General features: G+C 42.9%; 24 protein-coding genes. 7 read left to right on the top strand and 17 right to left on the bottom strand.

Annotated features, from left to right (window positions below):
- Window position 1: 1 nt before the first annotated feature.
- The 7 genes from CL667_03660 to CL667_03690 are packed head-to-tail and all read right to left on the bottom strand — an operon-like array spanning window position 2 to window position 5,001.
- The gene (locus CL667_03660; GenBank protein MAL16786.1) at window positions 2-511 is read right to left on the bottom strand and encodes a hypothetical protein; all 510 of its coding nucleotides are present in this window, start codon (window positions 509-511) and stop codon (window positions 2-4) included.
- A gap of 23 nt (window positions 512-534) precedes the next feature.
- A complete protein-coding gene (locus CL667_03665) occupies window positions 535-843 on the bottom strand; it encodes a hypothetical protein (GenBank protein ID MAL16787.1) in 309 nt (102 codons plus the stop codon).
- Between the two features lie 31 nt (window positions 844-874).
- Complete coding sequence (locus CL667_03670) at window positions 875-2,014, bottom strand: flagellar biosynthesis protein FlgI (protein MAL16788.1); 1,140 nt, start codon at window positions 2,012-2,014, stop codon at window positions 875-877.
- A gap of 18 nt (window positions 2,015-2,032) precedes the next feature.
- The gene (locus CL667_03675; GenBank protein MAL16789.1) at window positions 2,033-2,665 is read right to left on the bottom strand and encodes a hypothetical protein; all 633 of its coding nucleotides are present in this window, start codon (window positions 2,663-2,665) and stop codon (window positions 2,033-2,035) included.
- Window positions 2,647-3,363 carry a flagella basal body P-ring formation protein FlgA gene (flgA, locus tag CL667_03680; GenBank protein ID MAL16790.1) on the bottom strand — a complete coding sequence of 239 codons (717 nt, stop codon included), beginning with the start codon at window positions 3,361-3,363 and terminating at the stop codon, window positions 2,647-2,649. The genes CL667_03675 and flgA overlap by 19 nt, the downstream gene beginning before the upstream one ends.
- A 9-nt stretch (window positions 3,364-3,372) precedes the next feature.
- On the bottom strand, window positions 3,373-4,167 hold the full coding sequence (gene flgG, locus CL667_03685; GenBank protein MAL16791.1) for a flagellar basal-body rod protein FlgG: 795 nt from the start codon (window positions 4,165-4,167) through the stop codon (window positions 3,373-3,375).
- A gap of 27 nt (window positions 4,168-4,194) precedes the next feature.
- Window positions 4,195-5,001 carry a hypothetical protein gene (locus CL667_03690; GenBank protein ID MAL16792.1) on the bottom strand — a complete coding sequence of 269 codons (807 nt, stop codon included), beginning with the start codon at window positions 4,999-5,001 and terminating at the stop codon, window positions 4,195-4,197.
- A 350-nt stretch (window positions 5,002-5,351) separates the two neighbouring features.
- Here CL667_03690 and flhB point away from each other — a divergent pair, with 350 nt between their 5' ends.
- From flhB to CL667_03725, 7 genes are all read left to right on the top strand, one after another.
- On the top strand, window positions 5,352-6,428 hold the full coding sequence (flhB, locus tag CL667_03695; protein ID MAL16793.1) for a flagellar biosynthesis protein FlhB: 1,077 nt from the start codon (window positions 5,352-5,354) through the stop codon (window positions 6,426-6,428).
- A 5-nt stretch (window positions 6,429-6,433) separates the two neighbouring features.
- The gene (gene flhA, locus CL667_03700; GenBank protein ID MAL16794.1) at window positions 6,434-8,584 is read left to right on the top strand and encodes a flagellar biosynthesis protein FlhA; all 2,151 of its coding nucleotides are present in this window, start codon (window positions 6,434-6,436) and stop codon (window positions 8,582-8,584) included.
- Window positions 8,581-10,113, top strand: coding sequence for a hypothetical protein (locus CL667_03705; GenBank protein ID MAL16795.1), 1,533 nt, complete (start codon window positions 8,581-8,583; stop codon window positions 10,111-10,113). The genes flhA and CL667_03705 overlap by 4 nt, the downstream gene beginning before the upstream one ends.
- A complete protein-coding gene (locus CL667_03710; GenBank protein ID MAL16796.1) occupies window positions 10,064-10,915 on the top strand; it encodes a cobyrinic acid a,c-diamide synthase in 852 nt (283 codons plus the stop codon). The genes CL667_03705 and CL667_03710 overlap by 50 nt, the downstream gene beginning before the upstream one ends.
- A gap of 56 nt (window positions 10,916-10,971) precedes the next feature.
- Window positions 10,972-11,157 (top strand): hypothetical protein, encoded by a 186-nt coding sequence (locus CL667_03715; protein ID MAL16797.1) that lies wholly within the window; start codon window positions 10,972-10,974, stop codon window positions 11,155-11,157.
- A gap of 2 nt (window positions 11,158-11,159) precedes the next feature.
- The gene (locus CL667_03720) at window positions 11,160-11,927 is read left to right on the top strand and encodes a FliA/WhiG family RNA polymerase sigma factor (protein MAL16798.1); all 768 of its coding nucleotides are present in this window, start codon (window positions 11,160-11,162) and stop codon (window positions 11,925-11,927) included.
- Between the two features lie 565 nt (window positions 11,928-12,492).
- Entirely contained in the window at window positions 12,493-12,759 is a 267-nt protein-coding gene (locus CL667_03725; GenBank protein MAL16799.1) for a hypothetical protein, read from the top strand.
- 29 nt (window positions 12,760-12,788) lie between these two features.
- On the opposite strand, the gene fliR is transcribed toward CL667_03725, so the two are convergent.
- The 10 genes from fliR to CL667_03775 form a co-directional block, all read right to left on the bottom strand.
- Window positions 12,789-13,580, bottom strand: coding sequence for a flagellar biosynthetic protein FliR (gene fliR / locus CL667_03730; protein ID MAL16800.1), 792 nt, complete (start codon window positions 13,578-13,580; stop codon window positions 12,789-12,791).
- Window positions 13,581-13,633: 53 nt separating this feature from the next.
- Window positions 13,634-13,903, bottom strand: a complete 270-nt coding sequence (gene fliQ / locus CL667_03735) for a flagellar biosynthetic protein FliQ (protein ID MAL16801.1) — start codon at window positions 13,901-13,903, stop codon at window positions 13,634-13,636.
- 6 nt (window positions 13,904-13,909) lie between these two features.
- Window positions 13,910-14,734 (bottom strand): flagellar biosynthetic protein FliP, encoded by an 825-nt coding sequence (gene fliP, locus CL667_03740; GenBank protein MAL16802.1) that lies wholly within the window; start codon window positions 14,732-14,734, stop codon window positions 13,910-13,912.
- Window position 14,735: 1 nt separating this feature from the next.
- Window positions 14,736-15,329: a hypothetical protein gene (locus CL667_03745; protein MAL16803.1), complete on the bottom strand. Its 594-nt coding sequence runs from the start codon at window positions 15,327-15,329 to the stop codon at window positions 14,736-14,738.
- Window positions 15,329-16,267, bottom strand: a complete 939-nt coding sequence (gene fliN, locus CL667_03750) for a flagellar motor switch protein FliN (GenBank protein ID MAL16804.1) — start codon at window positions 16,265-16,267, stop codon at window positions 15,329-15,331. The genes CL667_03745 and fliN overlap by 1 nt, the downstream gene beginning before the upstream one ends.
- Before the next feature lie 2 nt (window positions 16,268-16,269).
- Window positions 16,270-17,205 (bottom strand): hypothetical protein, encoded by a 936-nt coding sequence (locus tag CL667_03755; protein ID MAL16805.1) that lies wholly within the window; start codon window positions 17,203-17,205, stop codon window positions 16,270-16,272.
- A 25-nt stretch (window positions 17,206-17,230) separates the two neighbouring features.
- Window positions 17,231-17,728 carry a hypothetical protein gene (locus tag CL667_03760; protein ID MAL16806.1) on the bottom strand — a complete coding sequence of 166 codons (498 nt, stop codon included), beginning with the start codon at window positions 17,726-17,728 and terminating at the stop codon, window positions 17,231-17,233.
- Window positions 17,729-17,739: 11 nt separating this feature from the next.
- Window positions 17,740-18,498, bottom strand: coding sequence for a hypothetical protein (locus CL667_03765; protein ID MAL16807.1), 759 nt, complete (start codon window positions 18,496-18,498; stop codon window positions 17,740-17,742).
- The gene (locus tag CL667_03770; protein MAL16808.1) at window positions 18,462-19,340 is read right to left on the bottom strand and encodes a motility protein A; all 879 of its coding nucleotides are present in this window, start codon (window positions 19,338-19,340) and stop codon (window positions 18,462-18,464) included. The genes CL667_03765 and CL667_03770 overlap by 37 nt, the downstream gene beginning before the upstream one ends.
- 224 nt (window positions 19,341-19,564) lie before the next feature.
- The gene (locus tag CL667_03775) at window positions 19,565-21,187 is read right to left on the bottom strand and encodes a hypothetical protein (GenBank protein ID MAL16809.1); all 1,623 of its coding nucleotides are present in this window, start codon (window positions 21,185-21,187) and stop codon (window positions 19,565-19,567) included.
- Window positions 21,188-21,264 lie beyond the last annotated feature (77 nt).

Consider the following 21,264-nt stretch of genomic DNA (forward strand, 5'->3'; position numbering starts at 1 on the left):
GTCAAATCTCCTGGTTTATGGCTACACCTACCGGGATTCCTGCAGGCGTTCCATTAGCCACATAGTGTGTATTTTTCTCATTACTAGCACTAAACATGGAATGCATCATGCGGGCGTTCTGCTTCATAGCGAATTCCAAGAGCTGCAAAATTTGGTCGTGCTTTCGTTTTAGTTCAGAGGTGTTTGATGTTAACTTGCTATGCCATTCGCTGATTTTTTCAGCTGCCTCAGGAAAAATTATTTTCAGGCTTATCAACCGTACTTTTTCCTGATTTTTTGACGTCCCAATGATTGACGTTAACTCTTTAATAAACTCTTGCTCATGGATTTTAAATTGTTTGGAAAGATCTCCATGTACTTCTGAAAGCCGTTCAATTTTTTCAGCATCAGAGCCTATAATGGCATCTATTTGGTCCTCCATCACTTTAATAATCTGTTGCGAGCAGCTATCCAGCAGTTCTACTGATTCTGCAATTTGTTGTAATGAAGCCTGTTCCTGTATGTTGTACATCGCTTTTGTATCTGAGTTATACGTTATTTTTCTGATGGTTCAGAGGATTGATTCCAGTATCTGGATACCAAATCTGCCATCCCTAATTTTCGTTGTGCAGCAAGCTCACTGGCAAGTGCATCGGTGACAAAACTGCGATATATGTTGTTTGATTGCCCCATCATGCTACCGTTATCGGACATCTTAAACGAATCTTTAGTCAGTTCTTTTACCAGATGCTGTGCAAATATCTCTTCAAAATCGGTGGCCGCTTTTTCTCGCTCCAGGTTTTGGCTTCTTTTCTTGCCAACCTCGTTGCGGGCCATATCTAAAAATGAATCTTCTACTTTCATGGATTCGCTGTTCTTTTCTATTTTGAATTTCTTACATCACAATTAAGCGGCCGCGTAACACTCCGGCACGGTCAAGCGCTTGAAATATGGAAATGATATCCCGCGGACTAAGTCCCAGCGCATTTAGTGATCCTGCCAGTTGCTGTACATTGGTCTCCGGATCCAGAATAATGGTCTGGGCAACCTGCTCACTGATTCCAGCCTCAGGCACATTAAGTACCTGTGTTTCACCACCGCTAAATGCAGGTGGCTGACTTACCAATGGGTTCACCTGAGTCCGAACCTGAATGTTGCCGTGAGATATCATCGCGTTATCGATGATCACTTCACCACCGGCCACAATGGTTCCCGTTCGTTCATTAATAACTACTTTTGCAGGAGCTTCAACCGCAATTTCCTGATCCAGAATAATGCTGGTAAATACGTTCATGGATCCCCGCTCACGGAAAGCTTCTGGCCAGTCTACTTTCACCAGCCCTGGGTGATACATGGAGGCCAGCTCTTCGTCAAAGGTCTCGTTTATGACTTCCACCATGTTTCGGGCATTGGCATAATTTGGCTCTCTTAACACCAAACCCAAAGGTTCTTCGGTGCTGAGACTAAACTCTTCATTTCGCTCTACCACCCCTCCGCTAGGGATAGTAGCCGTCAACGTTTGGTTTTGGGTAAGACGTGCGCCGGGAATTTCAGCCGTAATTCCTCCTACAATTAATGCCCCCTGAGCTTTGGCAAACACTTCCTGATTGTCAGGATCAAAGAGCGGAGTTTGTAATAAGACACCTCCCTGTAAACTGCTTGCATCCCCCAGTGACGAAACCGTTACGTCGATCTCACTTCCGGCTGCGTGATAAGGAGTGACAGTTGCTGTAACCATAACCGCGGCCACATTTCGGGTTCGCAGGCGATCAGCATCTACCGTAATTCCGAAATTCTCCAGCATATTTGCAATGGATTGCACCGTAAATACAGATCCACGGCTGCTTGATGACCGATCACCGGTTCTGTCCAAACCTGTTACCAATCCATATCCAATTAATTCCTTCCGCTCGGCATGCTGAATTTCCACCAGGTCAGAAAGCCTGGATTGGGCATTCGTTACCTCACTGGTCAAGAAGACTGCCAAAAGAGTAATCAGCGTAATTTTTAGTGTTTTGTAGGATAATGGGTTCATTTTATTCTCTTTATTGGTTTAAGGCCGTTGTAGTTCTCTCATAATCACGAAAGCACTCATAGCTGCGGTGATTCCGGTAAACACTATTTTCTTAAGAAGTCCACGATCCTTTTTCTTATCTCGTAGTCCACCCATTTTGTGGTAGCTGATATTGGCATTCGCAATACGGTAAGAAAGCACCTGGTTTTTACTGTCCACATCATTTTGCCGAACAATACCAGAGAGCGACATTTTGTGGATCTCGCCATTTACTTCTGTCATTCGGTTCCCCTCCACCATCAAATCTCCGCTTTGGGTAACCTCCACAATCTGCACACTGATATAACCTTCCAGCAATTGCCGCTGACTTGACAAGTTTTTCTGATCAGCCCCGTAATTCACATTCACCCCTGAACCAAAGGTTGGCTCAAAAGGAAGAAAGCTACCCGACATTGAACCCGATGCCATTCCATCAGAACTCGTAGACTGCTTGTTGTCAGAAGTTGAGCTTCCGGAAGTACTCTCCTGTAGAACCACAGTGATCACATCTCCGATGCGTTTTGCTTTTACATCACGGTAGAGTGAATTTTGAGCCGTTGCCATCCCAGAACACAAAAAAGTGATTCCCAGGAACACGGGTAAAAAGTGTTGGACTAATGCGTTTTTTGCCATTGAGCTACTCCCGGGCCTGTAATTTTGCCCAGATATTTCTTTCTTGTTTCTTTGCAATAAATTTGAATTTCTTCGTCGATTGAACCGCTTTTTCTTGATTCACATCGAAGTACAATTTGGATTCCGAACTCATTGAATACCAAATCCACCTCATCTCCAGCTTCTACCAGGTAAGGTGAACTGATAATGTCGTATTCGATTGGATGTCCGGCATTTAATGTTCTTCGGATGGTTTTGCCAATCAGCATATAATCTTCGTTTACTAACTGCTCCCTTCCCATATCCACAGAAACCCAGCGCTGATCTAAATCTTCAGCCTCGATAGTTTCTCCACGAACCATGCGGTGGTTCAGCACGGGAAGCTTTTGCTCGGTATCAACTTTTAGCTGAACCTGAACCTGTTCCAATCGACTTCCTTCCTGATATAAAACCTCAAAGTTGGTGTAGCGCTGTACGCCTCCTTCCAGTTTTACTGATTTAATGTTTGATGAATTTGTTTTGAGCAAACTTCCGGGAATCCACCGTGCAGAAAGGGTGAACCGATACTCCTCAGAGTCATATTTGGACTCTATTGATTCCTGTGCCTTTTCAATGATGACCTGTTTGGTTTCATCATTTTCTGTGGAGTACGCCAGTATCACAGACGAAAAGGTGGATAACAAAGCTATGAGGAGTATCGATATCACTTCTTTACTAATCTTTCTTGATTATCGTTTGATAGAATTGGTGACCGACATCATATCTTCTGCCGTTTGCACCATTTTTGAATTCGTTTCGTAAGCTCGCTGTGCTTCAATAAGGCGAACCATCTCAGTCACAATATCTACGTTAGATTGCTCGAGATATCCCTGACGAACAACTCCAAATCCTTCAGCTCCGGGCTCACCGAAAAAAGCCATACCAGAAGCATCTGTTTCTGCAAATAGGTTGTCGCCCAGGGCTTCAAGTCCACCAGGATTAGCAAATTTAGCCAGTTCAATTTGACCAAGCTCTACCTGAGTATTATCTCCGGCCATTAGTGCAGTAACGGTCCCGTCTTGGGAGACCTCAATCGCAACAGCATCTGTTGGGATTTCAATTTGGCTGGCTAACGGTAAACCTGAGTTATTAACCAACATTCCTGTTGAGTCACGACTGAAGTTTCCATCTCGCGTATAACCGATATTCCCATCCGGTAACTCTACCTGAAAGAATCCAGATCCACTCACAGCTAAATCAAGGGCGTTACCTGTTTCAGCAACCGAACCTTGCATAAAATTTCTGATAGTGGCTACGGCTCTCGAACCATGCCCTATTTGTAGGGAAGGACCACTATTCGATTCCCGATTCCCTGAACCGCCCAGTTTTGAAGCGGCGATATTCTCATAAAACAAATCCTGAAAAGCGATAGTGCTTCTCTTAAAACCGGTTGTCCCAACGTTAGCCAGGTTGTTGGCAATGTTATCGACCGATCGTTGTTGAGCACTCATTCCAAGTGCAGCTGTGCTTAATGCTCTAAACATGTTTCTGTAGTTTTCTAATGTTTTTGATTAAAATCGTCCCAAATTGGTAGTTACCTGAGAAAGCATTTCGTCTGTTGTCTTCAATGCTCTTTGCTGGCTTTCAAAAGCCTGCATGTTTCTCATCATATCTACCATTTCTGTTAAAGGGTTCACATTCCCCTTTTCATAGTATCCTTGCATCACCATACCGGTGCCTTCTTCAAGCATCAGATCTTCATTTTCTACTGAGAAGTATGCATTACCTTTTCGCTGCAGTACTGCAGGATCTTCAACGCGTACAACCTTCAGCATGTCCTGTACCTTGTTGTTTAGGCGAAAGGTCCCGTCTTTTGAAACCTCCAGCATAGCTGCCCCGCCTGACTCACCCTGTGCCTGCATATATTCAGAAAGATTTATAGGGCCGGAATCGCCCATCACTTTACCTCCGGTATTGTTAACCAGGTATCCATCAGGATCGAGATGAAAACGTCCGTCTCGGGTCATAAACTTTTGCCCTTCTTCCTCCACCACAAAAAATCCTTCTCCATTAATACCGAGATCAAATTGATTCCCTGTAGGTTCTAAAATTCCCTGATCCAGATTCACCTGCTGCATAGGTACACTTCTTGTAATATTCTTCCCGTTCACGTTTTCCTGAAACATGCGGTAAAAAACTTTATTCCCTTTAAAGCCCGGTGTGTTGATGTTGGCCAGGTTATCAGCCGTCATATCCTGGGAGCGGCTTAAAACCTGCATGGCCTGCATCTGTGTGTATAATCTGTCAATCATCCGTTTAACTAATTTGTGTTCGTTATTTAAGAATTCAATAAAACGGTCGAAAATCAGTTTGAACATGTTCCGCCGATTCTCACGGACTGATTATCAAATTCTGTGCCACTTCCTTTTTTCAATTTTTTAGGGTGAAGCTGAATACGCTAATAAAGTCCCTTTACACCTATTTAAAGGGGTATTACAGATGCTTTATATTTTTTTGATTGAAGCGCTATTCTCCCTAAACCTATTTTCCTGCCCTACAGAAAGAATTTCCTAATGATGGAAAAGTTGGTGTTTAGCAACCATTGCTCTTAGCTGGAAATGTTTTCCGTTAAACAGAATTTTTTGACCCTTTCTGCCCTATCAATCTCTCTCTATTGCTGCATTATTAGAAAGTTTGTTCGTGGTATCGTTTTTGATATACGGGGACCATGGCAGATAATAAATCAGATCAGGAAAAAACGGAGGAACCCTCCCAGAAACGCCTCGAAGATGCGAGGAAGGAAGGGAATGTTAGTATCAGTAAGGAGGTATCCTCCGTTGCGCTGATGATTACGGCTATTATATCGTTCATAAGCGTAAGCGGAATGATTGGGGATAGACTTACCAGATTGTTTGAATTGTTTTTAGGAAATGCAGGCCGGGGTTTTGAAGATCAGGATCAAGCCATCAATTTCCTAAAAGATGCACTTTGGGCGGGCATGGAAATGATCATGCCTACGATGACCGTACTTCTTGTTGCTGCTGTTTTGGTAAATATGCTTCAAACCGGGGGAGCTTTTTCTTTTGAAGCCCTCAAATTCAAAGGAAGTAAAATGAATCCCATAAGTGGAATCAAAAAGATTTTTTCGGCTAAAGGAGGAGTAGAACTAATCAAGGGATTCATCAAGCTCTTTATTGTATGTATTGTCGTGTATTATACTGTTCGAAGTGACGTGGATCACTTCGTTTCGTTCATCATCACTCCGCTCGACTATAGCATGAGCGAAGCCGGCTCTTACATCTTGATGTTTGTTACCCGAATTATGTCGGCCCTGCTCATCCTTTCTATTGCAGATGCCGTGTACCAGCGCTTTCAGCATAACAAAGACTTACGCATGACTAAGCAGGAAGTGAAAGATGAGTACAAACAAATGGAGGGTGATCCTCATGTAAAAGGTCAGCGAAGAAAATTTGGGATGAAACTCCGCCAGCAAAAACGAATGGACCACGCGGTCTTGTCTTCTGATGTGGTCGTCACCAACCCTACTCACTATGCCGTTGCCTTGCGCTACGACCCCGAACAAGGCGGAGCTCCAGTCGTGATGGTGAAGGGGCAGCGACTCCGTGCTTTAAGAATAAAAGAACTCGCCAAGCAGTATGGCATACCAATTGTAGAGAATGTACCTGTGGCACGTGCACTTTTTGCAACGGCTGAGGAAGACGAATCCATTCCTGCAGACCTATATCGTGCCGTAGCAGAGATTCTGGCATACGTTTACAAATTAAAAACAAAACACAAAGTATAGATAACATGGCCTTTGGCGGAATAACAGCAAAGCATTTAAAAGGAACTTTTTTCCAAACAGACGTCCTTATTTCCTCCAGTATCATCATGATCCTGATGATCATGATTATTCCGTTCCCAACGGCACTCATGGATTTCTTCCTTGCCCTCAACGTTTCGCTTTCCCTTATAGTGATGTTGGTGGCTTTCTATGCCCTCAAGCCTTTGCAATTTGCGGTATTCCCGGGAATGCTTTTGATTTTGACCCTTTTCCGGCTTTCGCTGAACGTTGGAACCACCCGCCTCATTTTAAGTGAAGGTTACGCTGGTTCTATTATTGAATCGTTCGGGGGGTTTATAGTTCAGGGTAATTTTGTAATTGGGATTATCATTTTTGCCGTGTTGGTGATTATCAACTTTGTGGTAATTACCAAAGGTGCTACTCGTATTGCTGAAGTGGCCGCTCGATTTACTTTGGATGCGATGCCCGGTAAGCAGATGTCGATTGATGCCGACCTCGCCGCCGGACTTTTAACGGATGAAGAAGCAAAAAAGAAACGTGAGGAAATATCCAGAGAAGCTGATTTCTACGGAGCGATGGATGGTGCCAGTAAGTTTGTCCGCGGGGATGTAATTGCCGGTCTTCTTATCACTTTTATAAATATTATTGGCGGGTTGATTATTGGAACCGTTCAGTTAGGAATGCCAATCGGGGAAGCGGCCTCCAAATATACCCTTATGACGATTGGTGACGGACTGGTTTCTCAGATTCCGGGACTTCTTATTTCAACAGCTGCCGGTATTATGGTTTCCCGTGCTGCTTCAGATGGAAACTTGGGAGATGAGCTTAAATTCCAGCTTTTGGGTAATCCCAAAACTGTAGTTATCGGTGCCTTTTTTGTGTTCTTCATGGGAATGCTTCCCGGACTTCCAGTCATACCATTTTGGTCTATAGCTGGCTTCTTCCTTTTCATGGGATATAAGAATTTCCAGCGGGAAGAAACCGAACGTATTGAAGAGGAAAAAGCCGAAACTAAAGCTATTGAAGGTAAAGCTGAAGATCCGGTTGAAAACTACCTCTTGATGGATACTCTGGAGCTGGAAATTGGCTACAGCCTTATCCCGATGGTGGAAGCGGAACAAGGGGGTGACTTACTGGACCGAATGACTTCACTCCGAAAACAGCTTGCTTCTGAATTAGGAATCATCATCCCTTCTATTCGAATTCGAGACAACGTACAGCTTGATGCAAATCACTATACAATTAAAATGAGAGGGATTATGCAGGGTGAAGGCGAACTTCTCCCGGGCTACCACCTTACGCTTTTACCTGCCGACTTTAAGCCCGACATCCAGGGAATTGAAACCAAAGATCCTACTTTTGGAATGGATGCTATTTGGGTGAGCGGAAAAAATAAGTCTCAGGCGGAAAAATATGGCCTTTCAGTAATTGAATCGGGAGCGGTAATTACTACCCACCTGATGGAAGTCCTCAAGAAAAATGCTCATAAATTGGTCGACCGCCAAATGGTGAAAAAACTGGTGGATAACATTAAGGAGCAGTCCCCTGCCCTTGTTGAAGAGCTGATACCAGATGGATTAAAAGTCGGTGAAATTCAAAAAGTGTTGAAGCGATTACTGCGTGAGCGTGTCCCTATCAAAGATTTAGTTACGATCCTCGAAACCCTCGCTGACCATTGCCATCAAACTACCAACACAGATGTTCTTACGGAATACTGCCGGGCAGCTTTAGCTGAGACCATCACCCGACAATTCACTAATACTGAGAAAGAAATTACCGTGGTGATGATGGATTCGAGTTTGGAGTCACACCTTATATCCCAGGCCCAACAAGGAACACTGAACGGCAACACCTTGGGTTTAACACCAGACTCTATTGAGAAATTATATAAGAGCGCATCTACCACTTTTGATGGAATGATACGTCAAGGATTTGACCCAATTTTACTGACTTCGCCGGTCTTGCGTTATACTATGTTTGAGTTTTTGGCACCAATTTTGCCAGATATAAATGTGCTGTCGTACAATGACATTAGTCAAGACGTACAGTTTAAAACATACGGCCGCCTAAAGATTGAAGACACGGAAAAAGTGAAACAGGCACCGATCAATTTAGAGCAACCGGTAACACAACCTGAAGAACACGTACTGGCATGATACTGAAGAATATTTTTGGGAAAACGATTGAAGCTGCTAAGAAAACAGCCCAACAAATGTATGGGGATGATTTCTTGGTGATTGAGTCTTCAGAAGGTGATGGAGCCGATAAAAAGGCTCAAATCACAATTTTTTCGGATGGAAAGAAATCTTCCACTCCGCAAACCCCTCCGGCTCAACCCAAACAAAAGGAAGCTCCTGAGGAAGGTGTTTTATTTGAAAGAAGCAGCTCAGAACCCGCTTTACCATCTAGCGGACAAGCAAAGAAGAATAAGCTCGATTCCCTGCGTAAGTTTGCAGAGCAACAGGAATACAGTAACGGTCATCACAATGGGTATACAAATGGCCATACCAACGGTTTCACCAATGGTGCGGTAGAATCGGATGTTGCTGTTGAAGAACAACCAGAGGAAATAAAAGATGCTGAGCCGGAAAAACCTTCCGACTTAATTTATAGCCGTGCACTGGTTCGGCCCGCTAAATCTTTCAAACCAAAAGAAAAAAATGAGGAACAAAAGTCTCCTCATATTCAGGAAGAATTGAAAGAAGAAAAGCCTTCTGGAAACAAATTCATTACCCATTTCAAGCCATCAAAACCGAAACCTAAAGCACAGGCTCCTGCTGTTCAACAAGGAATAGCAGCGCGGCAGAACGAGCGGGAAATTAAAGCCTTACATAAACGCTTTGATAAGCTTGAGGCTTTATTAGATTCAGCGCTTATTTCAGCGAATTTAGACTATGCCTCTCACCCCGCGTTCCAACAGCTGGTACAAACGGGAATTAACACGAGTGTTATTGCAGGTTGGTTTAGTGAAATTATTGAAAAGGGAATAGATCCTTATGATCAAACCGATCTTTTTATGGCCAAGCTTGGAGGTATTATCCGCAAAGCTCTTGGAGATGCACCAACCGAAGATCCACAGAAGTTTATGCTATTTGCCGGCCCATCGGGTGCAGGAAAAACCAGCCTAATCATGAAGTTGAGCCAGCACTCCGACTTTCTCTTTGATAAGAGAGTAGCCGTAATCGCTGTATTTCCTCAGAAAACAACGAACAGTAATGATGAGTACTTCACCATCCTAAAGCCTTTCTGTGCTTCGCGCGAGATTCCGTATTTCGAAGTGAAGTCAAGCCTGGATGTCACGAAACTAGTTGACGAGCTCAACCAATTTGACCATGTATTTATTGATACCCCATCGCTGGATATCGAACAGAATAATTCATTCAGGGACTTCTGGAAAGTTCGCCAAATGCTTTCGCCATTGGCTCCTCTGGAAGTTCACTATGTAGTTAATGCCGCAATGAACCGGTTCTATTTCCGTGATTCATCGGCAACGCACCATCCCCTTCAACCCGATTATGTGGCTATTACGCATCTCGATGAGGTAACCAAATGGGGACCTGTTATTCCATTCCTTCAACAAATGGGGTGCAGCGCAAGATATTTGAGCAAAGGCAATTCGTTGTCGAACAGTTTAAATGAGTTTAACCCGCAGTGGTTTGCACAAAAGGTATTACAAGAAAATTAGAACTATGGAAAAGCCAAACACATTAGAACAACCATTTGTATTTGCTGTTATCAGCGGAAAAGGCGGCGTCGGGAAAAGCATGGCCAGTGTTAACACTGCGACTATGCTGAATCAGCTGGGTTATAAAGTTGCCCTGCTTGATGCTGACCTCGGATTAGCCAATTGTGCTACCCTGCTGAACGAACCAGTAAGCGCAACGGTAAGTAATTGGATTCAGGGGAATTGCGGACTTGATGATTTACCGTATTATTCTTCAGGAATCACCCTGGTAACAGGAGCAAATGAACCGGGTCAAAATCGATTTGATACTGATTTATTCATGGATGCTTTGGATCAGGTAGTAGCTTATCTCAAAGATGATCATGACTTCATTATTATCGACACCCCTGCCGGAGCCGGCGATATGGCTCTTTGGGCACTCGATACTTCAGATGTTGGTGTGTTGGTTTTGGTTGATGAGCCTACAGCTATTTCAGATGTATACCGGCTGTGCAAATATGTGTTCAATATAGACCCTGCTTATCGGTTTGCCAGCATCGTGAATTATGCTGAGAATGAAGAAACGGCTGAAAACACCTACGAGCGTTTCAATACCATACTCACCTATTTCTTACAGAAGAACACCAATTACCTTGGGTTTATCCCTGCGAGCGATCGCATCCGGGAGTCCGTTCAACAGCAAAAGCCATTGATCCATCTTGAGACGGAACCAGAGTTACTTAAAGAATTCGAGTTTATTGCTCAAAACATTATGGCTTATGCTCAACGCGATGAAAAAGCCACTTTAAAAACTGTTTACTAATAAAGGAGAAAACCATGTTACTAAGACTAATAACTGTTATATCACTTATTCTTTTCATGCTTCTGATGATATCCGGAGTCAACATTGAGCTGGCATTATATCGGAGTATCCTGGTTTTTATGATTCTTTTTTCTGTGGTGTACATTTCCATCTTCTTGCTGAATGTTTTGCGGGAGAATGAAGAATCAGGAGGAGTAACTGTTCCAAATAGTGGAAACTCAAAATCCAAGGAGGATAATTAGTCATGGGGAATAAATCACTTCAAGAACTGGTAGAATTATATTGCAAAAACCCTGCAGACGGGCTAAGAAACTCGATTATAAGCAAGTCTATTCCGTTGATTCGTAGTATTATCGGAAAAACGAGCAGGCCGGATCAACCCCTCGCCCATCGTGAAGACCTGGAAAGTGCAGGCATTATTGGGCTGTTACAGGCTTTGGATTCCTACGACTGTGACCGGAATATCCAATTCAATACTTTTGCCTATTACCGCATTCGTGGAAGCATTGTTGATTATCTTCGCAGTATTGATCAGCTCCCACGTAAACAACGCAAAAACTACGGGCAGATTCAGGAAATCATACAGCAGCAAAGTCAGATACTAGGTCGCGAACCTTCTGATGAAGAAATTGCAGCTGAGCTCGCTATGCCTTTAGATGACTATTACAAACTGTTATCAAACGTACAGCAGCGGAACGTACTTTCACTTGATAGTCCGGCTTATGACGAAAGCTCCGGATCTTTCTATGATTTTCATGAAGACCCCAATAGCGAAACACCCGATACCAACCTGGAGAAGAAAGAACGAACTCAAGCTCTACAGCATAAAATCGGGCAGCTCAAAGAACGAGATCGCCTCATCCTGATGCTTTATTATTACGAAGACATGACGATGAGCGAAATCGCTTTGCTCCTGGAACTTACAGAAGCTCGTATTTCGCAGATAGTTGGGAAATTGCTGCTTCAGCTAAAGGCTGATCTCAATAAGGAACAAATGGCTCACGCCAGCTGATACCAGAGTTTTTAGTATATACGCATATCTTTATTGTCATCTTGATCCCAAAGAATTCGGGAAAGTTTAAGTCATCTACTGCTTGCCAATTATTTCTCTTAAAGATCCTTCGGAAGTAACCTGGGATGATTGGAAAAGTTGGCAATAATTTCTCACCTCCCCCAGTAGCATACCTTTATTTAGCAATTCGTAATCCAGCGTGTACCGGTGAAGAGTCTACAAGTTTGGGAAATAGTAATGGACTTGAAGTCGGCTTGTGAAGATTCTTCGAGAGTACCCTCAGAATGACTTTAGGATTATGCTTCATCAAGCAATAATAAGTACAAGAAAAATCGCTTTGCTTATAGCTTATGCTAGATTCTGAAATAAATACTAGATCTAGTTCAGCGGATGATTCAGAATGACTAATCATCAAGAGTGCATCTGTAAAGAGTCTTTGCACTGAATTGCTTACCAAATCTACCTTAGCAACCTTTGCCTTCATAACCCACACTGAAAATTCTAATTTAATTCTGGCATTTTTGTACCGATAATAGAAATACCAACTAATATTTCGGTAATAACTATGCCACTCGTGCCTAAAATAACACGATTTACGAAGCTGCCGGAGCTCCTAAAACACAAACAGGAAGCAGAAGAAAAGCAAAAGAAAGGACGTCAGGACAGACAAGGAAAAGACGACCATCCCCCTTTTCATATCGATGTAGAAGATGAGGTCACGCTAAGCCCGCAGTCTATTTCCGGGTATAAAGTTCACTCCCCTGCAAAAGAGCCGAAGCAGCCAAAAACATCAGATGATAAAAAAGGCGGGCATATTGATTTGCAGGCTTAACAACCTAAATTCTTAAAAAGCCTTTTAGTTTAGAACTGATCCGGCCCTATAACGCCCATCAATTCAGCCACAAAATCAAAGAGATGCTGGAACATCATATCGAAGGCTGTTGGCAAATATGGAAGAGCAAGCATAAGTAGTGCAATCCCTACTCCGAATTTGATGGGTAGAGCAATGAACATCATGTTTGCCTGTGGCATAATTCGGGCAAAAATTGCCAGTGATACATCCAGCAGGAATAAAACAATGATAAAAGGTGAAGCAATTTGCACACCAATCGTAAACAGATATGTGGCTATTTCGAGCATATATGGCCCGGCTAGATGAATTTGGGCTTCATTAACCGGGATCAATTCAAAACTGCGTGCCAGCGCACTTATGTAGATTTTATCGCCATCAATAGAGAGAAAAACAAGCACAGCAACCATGCTAAAAAGATTACTCAATACAGCATTTTGTTGCTGAGTCATGGTGTCGATCATATTGGCAAAACTAAGGCCCGTATTTAAACTAATGAGCATTCCCGCCATTTCGAGTCCGGCAAATACGAGTTGTCCTACTAATCCAAGTGCTACTCCGACTAACACCTCTAAAATAATCGCAGTAAAAATGAATAAGGTCCCATCGCTCGCCGAAACAAAAGCCCCTTCGGCCGGAATTGCGAAGAAAAGAAGAATGGTGGTCGCCATTGCAAAAAACAGCTTAACCTGCTTTGGGAAAGCTACGGCACTGAAAAATGGTCCCGTCATGATTAATGCAGCCACCCGTGTAAATACAAGAAAGACGGATAGAATCATATCGACCGTAAGATCAGCTTCCATGACGTATCCTCCAGGCTTTTAGATGGTTGGCTACCATGAATCTGGGCGATTTTCTATTGGGTGATAGACGGGATGAATTCAAAAATACGGTGCATAAAATCGACCGCAAACTGAAGCATAAACCCGAAAGAGAAAAAGAGAACAACAACCACTACTACCATTTTTGGGATATAACTCAAGGTCATTTCTTGAATGGAAGTTGCTGCCTGAAAAATTGCTATTGCCAAACCCACAAATAGTGCTCCTATCATGGGTGGTGAGCATAAAACAACCACAGCTGTTAACATTTCCTGAAGCCAATAAAGTGCGGTATCTATATTCATTTTCTTCTAATTAAAACTTTCAACGAGCGACTGGACCAGCAGATACCAGCCATCGGTTAATACGAAAACAAGAATTTTGAACGGCAGTGAAACCATTACAGGTGGTAAAAACATAATACCCATAGCCAGCAAGATGGAAGCGACTACCAGATCAATCACCATAAAAGGCAGGTAAATCATAAAGCCAATTTGAAAAGCGATACGGAGTTCACTCAGCACATATGCAGGCACAGCTACGTACAGAGGTAGTGATTCGACATCATCCACTGTTTGAATTTCTGCCATGTCCATGAAATAAAGCAGGTCATTATCTGAGGTCTGGCGGATCATGAATTCTTTAAGAGGAACGGCCGCTGCACTTAGTGCCTCAAACTGAGTCATCTCTTCATTGATGTATGGCTGAATAGCTTCTTCATTTATCTTATCAAAAGTCGGCTTCATGATGAAAATCGTCAGAAATAAAGCCAGCCCAATCAAAACCTGATTTGGGGGTGATTGCTGAGTTCCAAGCCCCATTCTCAAAAAGAAAAAGACCACGATAATCCGGGTAAAACTTGTCATCATAGTGATGAAAGCAGATCCGAAAGACAGAACTGTAATCAGCACTAAAGCCTGAATTGGAAGAGTGAAATCCTCATCCTGGGCATTCCCGCCCCCTACTGAAAGGTCGATTTGGGGAATGGCCTGCACGAACATTGGAGCAGTAACGCTATAAATAGATAATGCCGGTGTCGCTGCTGCCTCAGCTTTTGAAGGGGTCAGCAAGAACATCCCTAGAATCACAAGAATGACTTTAACCGTAAAAATGCGTTTCAAGTTTAAGCTTTTCATCTCAGTTCCTAAACATTTTATACAGTGATTTGAAATCTGCTGAGTCAGCCTTCATCTCAGGAAGTTCATCTACATTCGTTTCGGTCCATTCAGATTTAGCAACACGGTGGAGCAGATTCAGAGAGCCGGCTGTGAGCCCTAAAACCCACACTTCATTATTGACTTCTACAAATTTAAGCTGAGCTCCATGTCCTAAAATATGCTCTCCCATATCTCTGGAGTTTTCAGCAGAAGCATCGGCAGATCCTTTTTTCTTCGACCAAAACCAAACCAGCCCTAAAAGCGACATCATCACGATGAAGGTTGTAAAGGCATTTTGAAACGGACTATCTGCCTCTTCTTTTGAAACTGCAGGTTCAGCTGCGGGTTCACCCTCTGCAACTACGGGTGTTGCTTCTTCTTTCAACAAGCTTTTTTTAAGCCCTTCGGTACGTTCTTGCACTTCCGGATTAGACACTTGTTGCTGGGTAGAAAACTCCATTCGTGAAACTAGAAACATCCAGATAACCAAGAGGGCTACCGAAAACGACAGAACGATTTTGAGCACGTTCTGTGGCTTTTTTGTGGATTGAGACAGAATTTTTTGCAAATCCATTACGACAGCTTAGCTAAGCGTTGGCGGGTTGTAATCAGGTTGGAAATTCGAACGCCGAAGTGTTCGTCAATAACCACTACTTCTCCATGAGCAATACGCTGTCCATTTACCAGGATATCAACCGGCTCACCGGCTAATTTCTCAAGTTCAATAACCGATCCTTTTGCCAGTTGTAGTACTTTTCCGAGTGGCAATTCAATTCGTCCGAGTTCTACAGACACATCCATTTCTACGTCTTTCAACAAATCCATGCTGTTGCCATCACCGTTTTTGATGGCAGGAGTAGTCTCGTCAAAATCTTCAAATTCGATATAACGCCCGGAAATTACTTCTTGCGGAGTACCAATCTTTTCCATCTGCTCAGAGTTTTTCTCCTCAAAGCCTGACTCGTCCTTAACCTCCTCCTCAATTTCTTCTTCCGGTTCTTCTTTAACCAAAACCGCTTCAGGGTTTCCAAAAAGAGCCGCAGCTTTAATTTTGTCATCAGAAAGGCCTTCAACTTCCATTAGTCCAAAGAAGTATTCGGTATGACTTAATTTCTCCTCAAGATGCTTCAGCGTTAAGACCTCCATCTCCAGAAGATCCAGCTCAAAACCGTCTTCTGTCATTTTCTTCGAAAGCGTTGTTGAAAGCTCTGAAGAAAATTTCTTTAACAGATCTTTGGTCACTTCATTGAAGGAGCTTTCATCAATACCCAGCATGATGCTCGAGAGGATCGCGAACCAGTGCTTATCCAGAATACAAATCACATCTGAGTTACTTACTTCATCTCTTGTAAGAATAAAGATATCGTCTTTATCCATGCTTTCTAGAAAAGCCCCGGTTTCAACGGTTTCAAAAGAAGTAATCTCGATTTTGGTTTCCTCCAGCAGTACAGAAGTTAGATACTTCTCTATTTCCGGGAGGTAGTTGGTTAGTTGTTCTTGATAGTTTTTCATAGTTATACCAGTTCCTGTTCGTTAATTTCTTCGAGGAGTTCAAAAATTTTGACAGCACGACGCCCTTGGATCACTCCGGGATAAGCCGCCATTTTAGTTACGCCGTTAATGCGTACGTCTAGAGGTTTGTCGGATTTTTGTTTTAGAGGGATTGTGTCGCCCTCTTTCAAATTCATGATCTCATCCAGTGTCAAACTTGTTGTCCCCAACAAAGACTGAATAAGTACTTTTGCCTTCCGGATGGTGCGTTGGTAGGCTTCCATTTCTTCTTCGGAAAGGCGCTCTTTAGAAGAGTTCATTCCTTTCCTCATAATGGTGTCGTTCATAGCTTTTTTTAGGAAGCTGTACGAATATGAAACCATCAACTCCAGTTTTTCTTCCCCCAGATCAACCAAAAACTTCACAACTATATTGGGGTCAACCGAGGTGAGATGGAGGTTCTCTGGTTTGCTTTGATAAGTACTGGAATCAATTTTGATATCCACGTAAGGCTCCCATGCCATCGTAATTTCATTATTGATCGTTGACATGATCCGGGAAATAATTTTTTCCTCAATAACCGTCAGAACCCTTCTCTCTGATATTTCTCTGTCGGTTCCACCACTTTGCCTTGTAATCAGGTGAATACAAAACTCGGGAGGTAATACCACAATTATCTCCCCGCCCAGGCTATCAACCGATAGTGTGTAAATAGTACTTGGGCTCTTTATTCCCTGTATAAATTCGGTTGAAGAAAGCTGATCAACCTTCTGAAGAGATACATCAACTTTGTAGCGAAGTGAAGAAGAAAATATACGCCCCAAGTTTCTGGAGAAAACATCATGAATAGTATGGAGCGAAGTCATTATCTCCTTACTAAACAGCTTCGGTTGTTTGAAGTCGTACGATTCTACATATTTAACATTTCCCAAATTTGGCTTGGGTAGCATCGCTTCCATAAAAATTTCCGTTCTTGGTTTACGATCATTGCATTACATATTTCGTGAAATACAAATTGCGTACCGAACGGACTCCGATGGAAGAATTAATTACTCCGGAAAGTTCTCTCCTTATTTCTTGCCGGTCCGAAACCTGAGTAAGTTGCCCAACAGTTCTGGATGAAAGTGCCTCAATAAGCTCCTGCTTGACCTTCATGATGTTGTTTTCAAGAAGTGCAATATGGTCCTTATCGTCTAATTCAAGGCTTATTTCCACTAATAAATATCTTTTACCATAAGTTTCAGCAGGATTTACTACGAGCTCTTCCATAAGATAAGTCCCATAATCAGACGGACTTTTCTCATTCATTTTTGCATATACATCGGGATAATATTTATCCACAATTTGGTAAGCGAGAAATCCCTGGCCAACCAAAACCAAAAGAAGAAGGAAATATTTTCCAATCTTCAGAAATTTTGGCCCACCTGCTCTTTTCTTTTTGGGCTTTACTTCTTTGGAGTCTTTATTTTTATCTGCAGCCATGATGGTACATCTTAAAATGTTGAGCTGTTAGTTGTTGGAACGTCATCTTCTAATGTCTGAATGGGGTTAATATCATCCTGAATAATCAGGTCCCGTAAATAAATTTCTACCCTTCGGTTTTTTCTTCTTCCTTCCACGGTTTCGTTGGTTTCTACAGGGTGATATTCACCAAAACTAGTTGCCTTAAACCGCTGAGGATCTACGTTCGCACTTTCCTGCAAAAACTCAACAACTGACACTGAACGCCCTGCCCCCAAATGCCAATTGGTTTTGTAGTAGGAATCCCGGGCAATCGGCACGTTGTCTGTGTGACCCTGCACCTCAATTTCTTCTACTTTATTATCAATCATTCCTGCTACCTGTTTCAAAATGTCTTTGGCATTGGGCAACAGTTCCGAAGAACCACTTTCAAAAGTCAGGGAATCACTCAGCGTAATTTTTATCCCGTCTGAAATCATTTTCACCTCCACCTCGTCAGTCAAATCGTTCTCCTCGAGGAAGTCAGCAAAAGATTGCCACCGTTCGAGCTGTTCTTCTACCAATTCCTGCATCTCTTCAGGATCTACCTGGTTATTGATGGTTTCAGTCATAGCCGTAGCCTCGGGTAAAAAGCCGGCGTCGTTCTGGAAATACTGCAGAAAACTATTGAACGCTTTTTCCTCTACTCCCGAAGTCATCGTATACAGGAGCACAAAAAACGTCAGAATCAGCGTAACCAGGTCGCTGTACGTGACTAACCAGTCTTGAGAATTTCCGTCAGATTTTCCCATTCTTTATCCTGTTGTTCGATCCAAAGTTTGTAGAACTTCTCGTCGCGTGTTTTAATGATTTTCAATTCCTCGTGATGCTTCACATACTCAGCCCGGCTGTGCGGATCAATATGAATCAGCATCTTCTTTTCCATGATGCGCGGATTTTCGCCCGCCACAATTGAAAGAATCCCCACTCTGAACATCCGTTTTCGGTTCAGATCAATTTCACTTAAATAGTCCAGCTTGGCAGCCAGTGGTCCTAAAATCATATTTGAAAACATACTGCCGTAGAGGGTTGTTAACAGCGCTACTGCCATCCCGGCTCCCAATGTTTCCGGATCGGAAATATTTTGAAGCATCAATACCAATCCCACAATCGTCCCGATCATCCCAAAAGCCGGGCCATAAGAGGACATCGAGTTAAGCACACCAATGGATATCTCAACTTCACGTTCCCAGCCTTTTATCTCGTCAGTCAGAATACTGTCTAAACTTTCATCCTTGAATCCATCAACGGCTAACTGCAGCCCATTTTTTAAATACTGATCCTTGAGGTGACTAATATCATTATCCAGAATAAGCAAACCACCGGTTCGCACACGCCGGGCAAACATCCCAATGAGCTCCATATCGGTACGGAGGTCAATCGATTTCACTTTCATAAGGTCCATTGTGGTAGAGAAACTGATCTTGATATCCGCAAAACTGAAACTGATCATAGTGGCTGAGATAGCCCCTCCAACTACAATCATCAGCGATGAGAAACTTAGAAAGATGAGTATACTTCCCTCTAGCATGATTGATCCAATCACGAGAGTGAAGCCTAAAATAAATCCTATGATGGTTGAGCGATCTAACATAATTCCTTTATCGGTACATCAATAAAATTCTTAAGGGGATATCCCCATTTTTTATTCAGAACTGGTTCAGATGTTGTATAGCATCTGTTATTAGTTAGTATCGACCATTTTGGAAATTTCATAAGCAAAAAAAGCCCTGCCCCAACAATAATTTTTTTAATTGCTGAGCACAGGGCTTAACTAACCTATGTATGTATTAAGTAGTTTTTAGCTGCTAGTTACTATTATCGCTTGAGGTTCACAGCTTCAGTTAACATTTCGTCTGAAGTGGTAATCACTCGTGCGTTAGACTGATAGGCTCGCTGAGAAGTAATCATATTGGTGAATTCTTTTGCAAGATCAACGTTTGACCCTTCTAAGTTACCAGCATTAATTGCTGTTCCAGCAAAGCTGTCGGCTGTGTTCACGAACATTTCACCTGCTGCTGAAGTAGCTCTGTACATACCGCCACCAATCATTTCTAATCCGTTTTGGTTTTGAACCTGAGCAAGTGCCAACTGAGCCAATACCATACTGTTTCCGTTGTCATAGATTCCCTGAACCTGACCGGCACCATCAATAGCAACATCGATAAGCTGCCCCTGAGTGTAACCATCCTGACTGATTACTTTGGCGGAGTTTGATCCCGCATATTGAGTAAATCGAGTTCCATTTGTGGAATCTCCAAGTTCTACGGAGAAGCTGGTTGTACTTGCTCCCTGCCCTGGCTCAAAGGTTAGGTTCAGTAAGTCGCCGGAGGAAAGCTGTCCAAGTTCATCAAACTGTACCGTTCCTGTTGCACCATTTGTGATGGTCTCACCGTCCAGGAATCGTGCGTCATACTGCCACTCATTTGTTCCTGACTGAGTAAACTCGAGGAGCAGAGAATGAGCTTTCCCAAGGTCATCATAAACCGTGGTGCTCATTGTTTGTTTGTTGGTCTGCCCTTCTTGTGAAATTTGCATTCCCGGAAAGTTCATATCTCCGGTCCCTGTAACAGACACTGCAGAAATATCCAGCTCGCTATCTCCCATAGCAGCAGAACGAAGGTTCAGCACACCATCAATAAGTGTTAGTTCACCCTCTGAAGCTGTTAAACCTGAGTTGAAACTGTTAACCATGTCGCCCAAAGTATCACCAGCGGCGTATGTATGCGTGATGGTTGATGCAGTGCCATCATTCAATGTCACGTCAAAAGAAATCACATCACCGTTTGCGAGACCGGTTAAGGTTTGACTTAAATCATTAATTGGGGTGCTTGCACTTGCATTATCTCCGCTGGTTGTTGTGAAACCACTTTGAGACTGAAGTACTTTGCTGGTGCTTGTACTCGCATTCAAGTTACCTGCTAATGTTACCATCTCAGTTTGTTTTGGAGGCAGTGCATTTTCAAAGTCGATACGGATGCTTTCAGCCGTTCCCCCGCCTAAAATATTACCGGCACTGTCAGCTATATAACCCTGTACATTTCGTCCAGTTTGATCAACCAGGTTTCCATTCTTATTGAAAACGAAGTTTCCAGCACGGGTCATCAAATTCTCACCGCCATCCGAAACCATAAAGTATCCTTCACCTTCGATAGCAAGGTCGGTAGAACGGCCGGTACTTTGCATAGCACCTTGGCTAAAATCACGGCTAATGGAAGACACACGGACTCCCAAACCAACCTGATTACTAAGCTGAGGTGCATTATCTCCGCCTCCGCCTGAACGACCTAAACGCTCGCTCATCATTTCAGCAAAAGTCACTGATGATGATTTATAACCTGCTGTTTCAACATTGGCAATGTTGTTACCAATGACGTCCATTTTGGTTTGAAAAGCTCTCAAACCACTGACACCTGAGTTTAAAGATTTAACTAATGACATAAGTTTCTCCTGTTGTTTAAAAATTGCAGCCTTTAGTACTGCCGGGCGGTGCTACTTTGTGCCCTTTTTGTTTTGTT

Source organism: Balneola sp., from assembly GCA_002694685.1.
In the GTDB taxonomy this organism is placed as follows: Bacteria; Bacteroidota; Rhodothermia; order Balneolales; family Balneolaceae; genus Gracilimonas.

Bases quoted from the DNA above. Each gene is read 5' to 3' on its own strand.
- CL667_03660 (MAL16786.1), bottom strand. From the start codon at position 511: ATGTACAACATACAGGAACAGGCTTCATTACAACAAATTGCAGAATCA.
- CL667_03665 (MAL16787.1), bottom strand. From the start codon at position 843: ATGAAAGTAGAAGATTCATTTTTAGATATGGCCCGCAACGAGGTTGGC.
- CL667_03670 (MAL16788.1), bottom strand. From the start codon at position 2,014: ATGAACCCATTATCCTACAAAACACTAAAAATTACGCTGATTACTCTT.
- CL667_03675 (MAL16789.1), bottom strand. From the start codon at position 2,665: ATGGCAAAAAACGCATTAGTCCAACACTTTTTACCCGTGTTCCTGGGA.
- flgG (MAL16791.1), bottom strand. From the start codon at position 4,167: ATGTTTAGAGCATTAAGCACAGCTGCACTTGGAATGAGTGCTCAACAA.
- CL667_03690 (MAL16792.1), bottom strand. From the start codon at position 5,001: ATGTTCAAACTGATTTTCGACCGTTTTATTGAATTCTTAAATAACGAA.
- flhB (MAL16793.1), top strand. From the start codon at position 5,352: ATGGCAGATAATAAATCAGATCAGGAAAAAACGGAGGAACCCTCCCAG.
- flhA (MAL16794.1), top strand. From the start codon at position 6,434: ATGGCCTTTGGCGGAATAACAGCAAAGCATTTAAAAGGAACTTTTTTC.
- CL667_03705 (MAL16795.1), top strand. From the start codon at position 8,581: ATGATACTGAAGAATATTTTTGGGAAAACGATTGAAGCTGCTAAGAAA.
- CL667_03710 (MAL16796.1), top strand. From the start codon at position 10,064: ATGAGTTTAACCCGCAGTGGTTTGCACAAAAGGTATTACAAGAAAATT.
- CL667_03715 (MAL16797.1), top strand. From the start codon at position 10,972: ATGCTTCTGATGATATCCGGAGTCAACATTGAGCTGGCATTATATCGG.
- CL667_03720 (MAL16798.1), top strand. From the start codon at position 11,160: ATGGGGAATAAATCACTTCAAGAACTGGTAGAATTATATTGCAAAAAC.
- CL667_03725 (MAL16799.1), top strand. From the start codon at position 12,493: ATGCCACTCGTGCCTAAAATAACACGATTTACGAAGCTGCCGGAGCTC.
- fliR (MAL16800.1), bottom strand. From the start codon at position 13,580: ATGGAAGCTGATCTTACGGTCGATATGATTCTATCCGTCTTTCTTGTA.
- fliQ (MAL16801.1), bottom strand. From the start codon at position 13,903: ATGAATATAGATACCGCACTTTATTGGCTTCAGGAAATGTTAACAGCT.
- fliP (MAL16802.1), bottom strand. From the start codon at position 14,734: ATGAAAAGCTTAAACTTGAAACGCATTTTTACGGTTAAAGTCATTCTT.
- CL667_03745 (MAL16803.1), bottom strand. From the start codon at position 15,329: ATGGATTTGCAAAAAATTCTGTCTCAATCCACAAAAAAGCCACAGAAC.
- fliN (MAL16804.1), bottom strand. From the start codon at position 16,267: ATGAAAAACTATCAAGAACAACTAACCAACTACCTCCCGGAAATAGAG.
- CL667_03755 (MAL16805.1), bottom strand. From the start codon at position 17,205: ATGGAAGCGATGCTACCCAAGCCAAATTTGGGAAATGTTAAATATGTA.
- CL667_03760 (MAL16806.1), bottom strand. From the start codon at position 17,728: ATGGCTGCAGATAAAAATAAAGACTCCAAAGAAGTAAAGCCCAAAAAG.
- CL667_03765 (MAL16807.1), bottom strand. From the start codon at position 18,498: ATGGGAAAATCTGACGGAAATTCTCAAGACTGGTTAGTCACGTACAGC.
- CL667_03770 (MAL16808.1), bottom strand. From the start codon at position 19,340: ATGTTAGATCGCTCAACCATCATAGGATTTATTTTAGGCTTCACTCTC.
- CL667_03775 (MAL16809.1), bottom strand. From the start codon at position 21,187: ATGTCATTAGTTAAATCTTTAAACTCAGGTGTCAGTGGTTTGAGAGCT.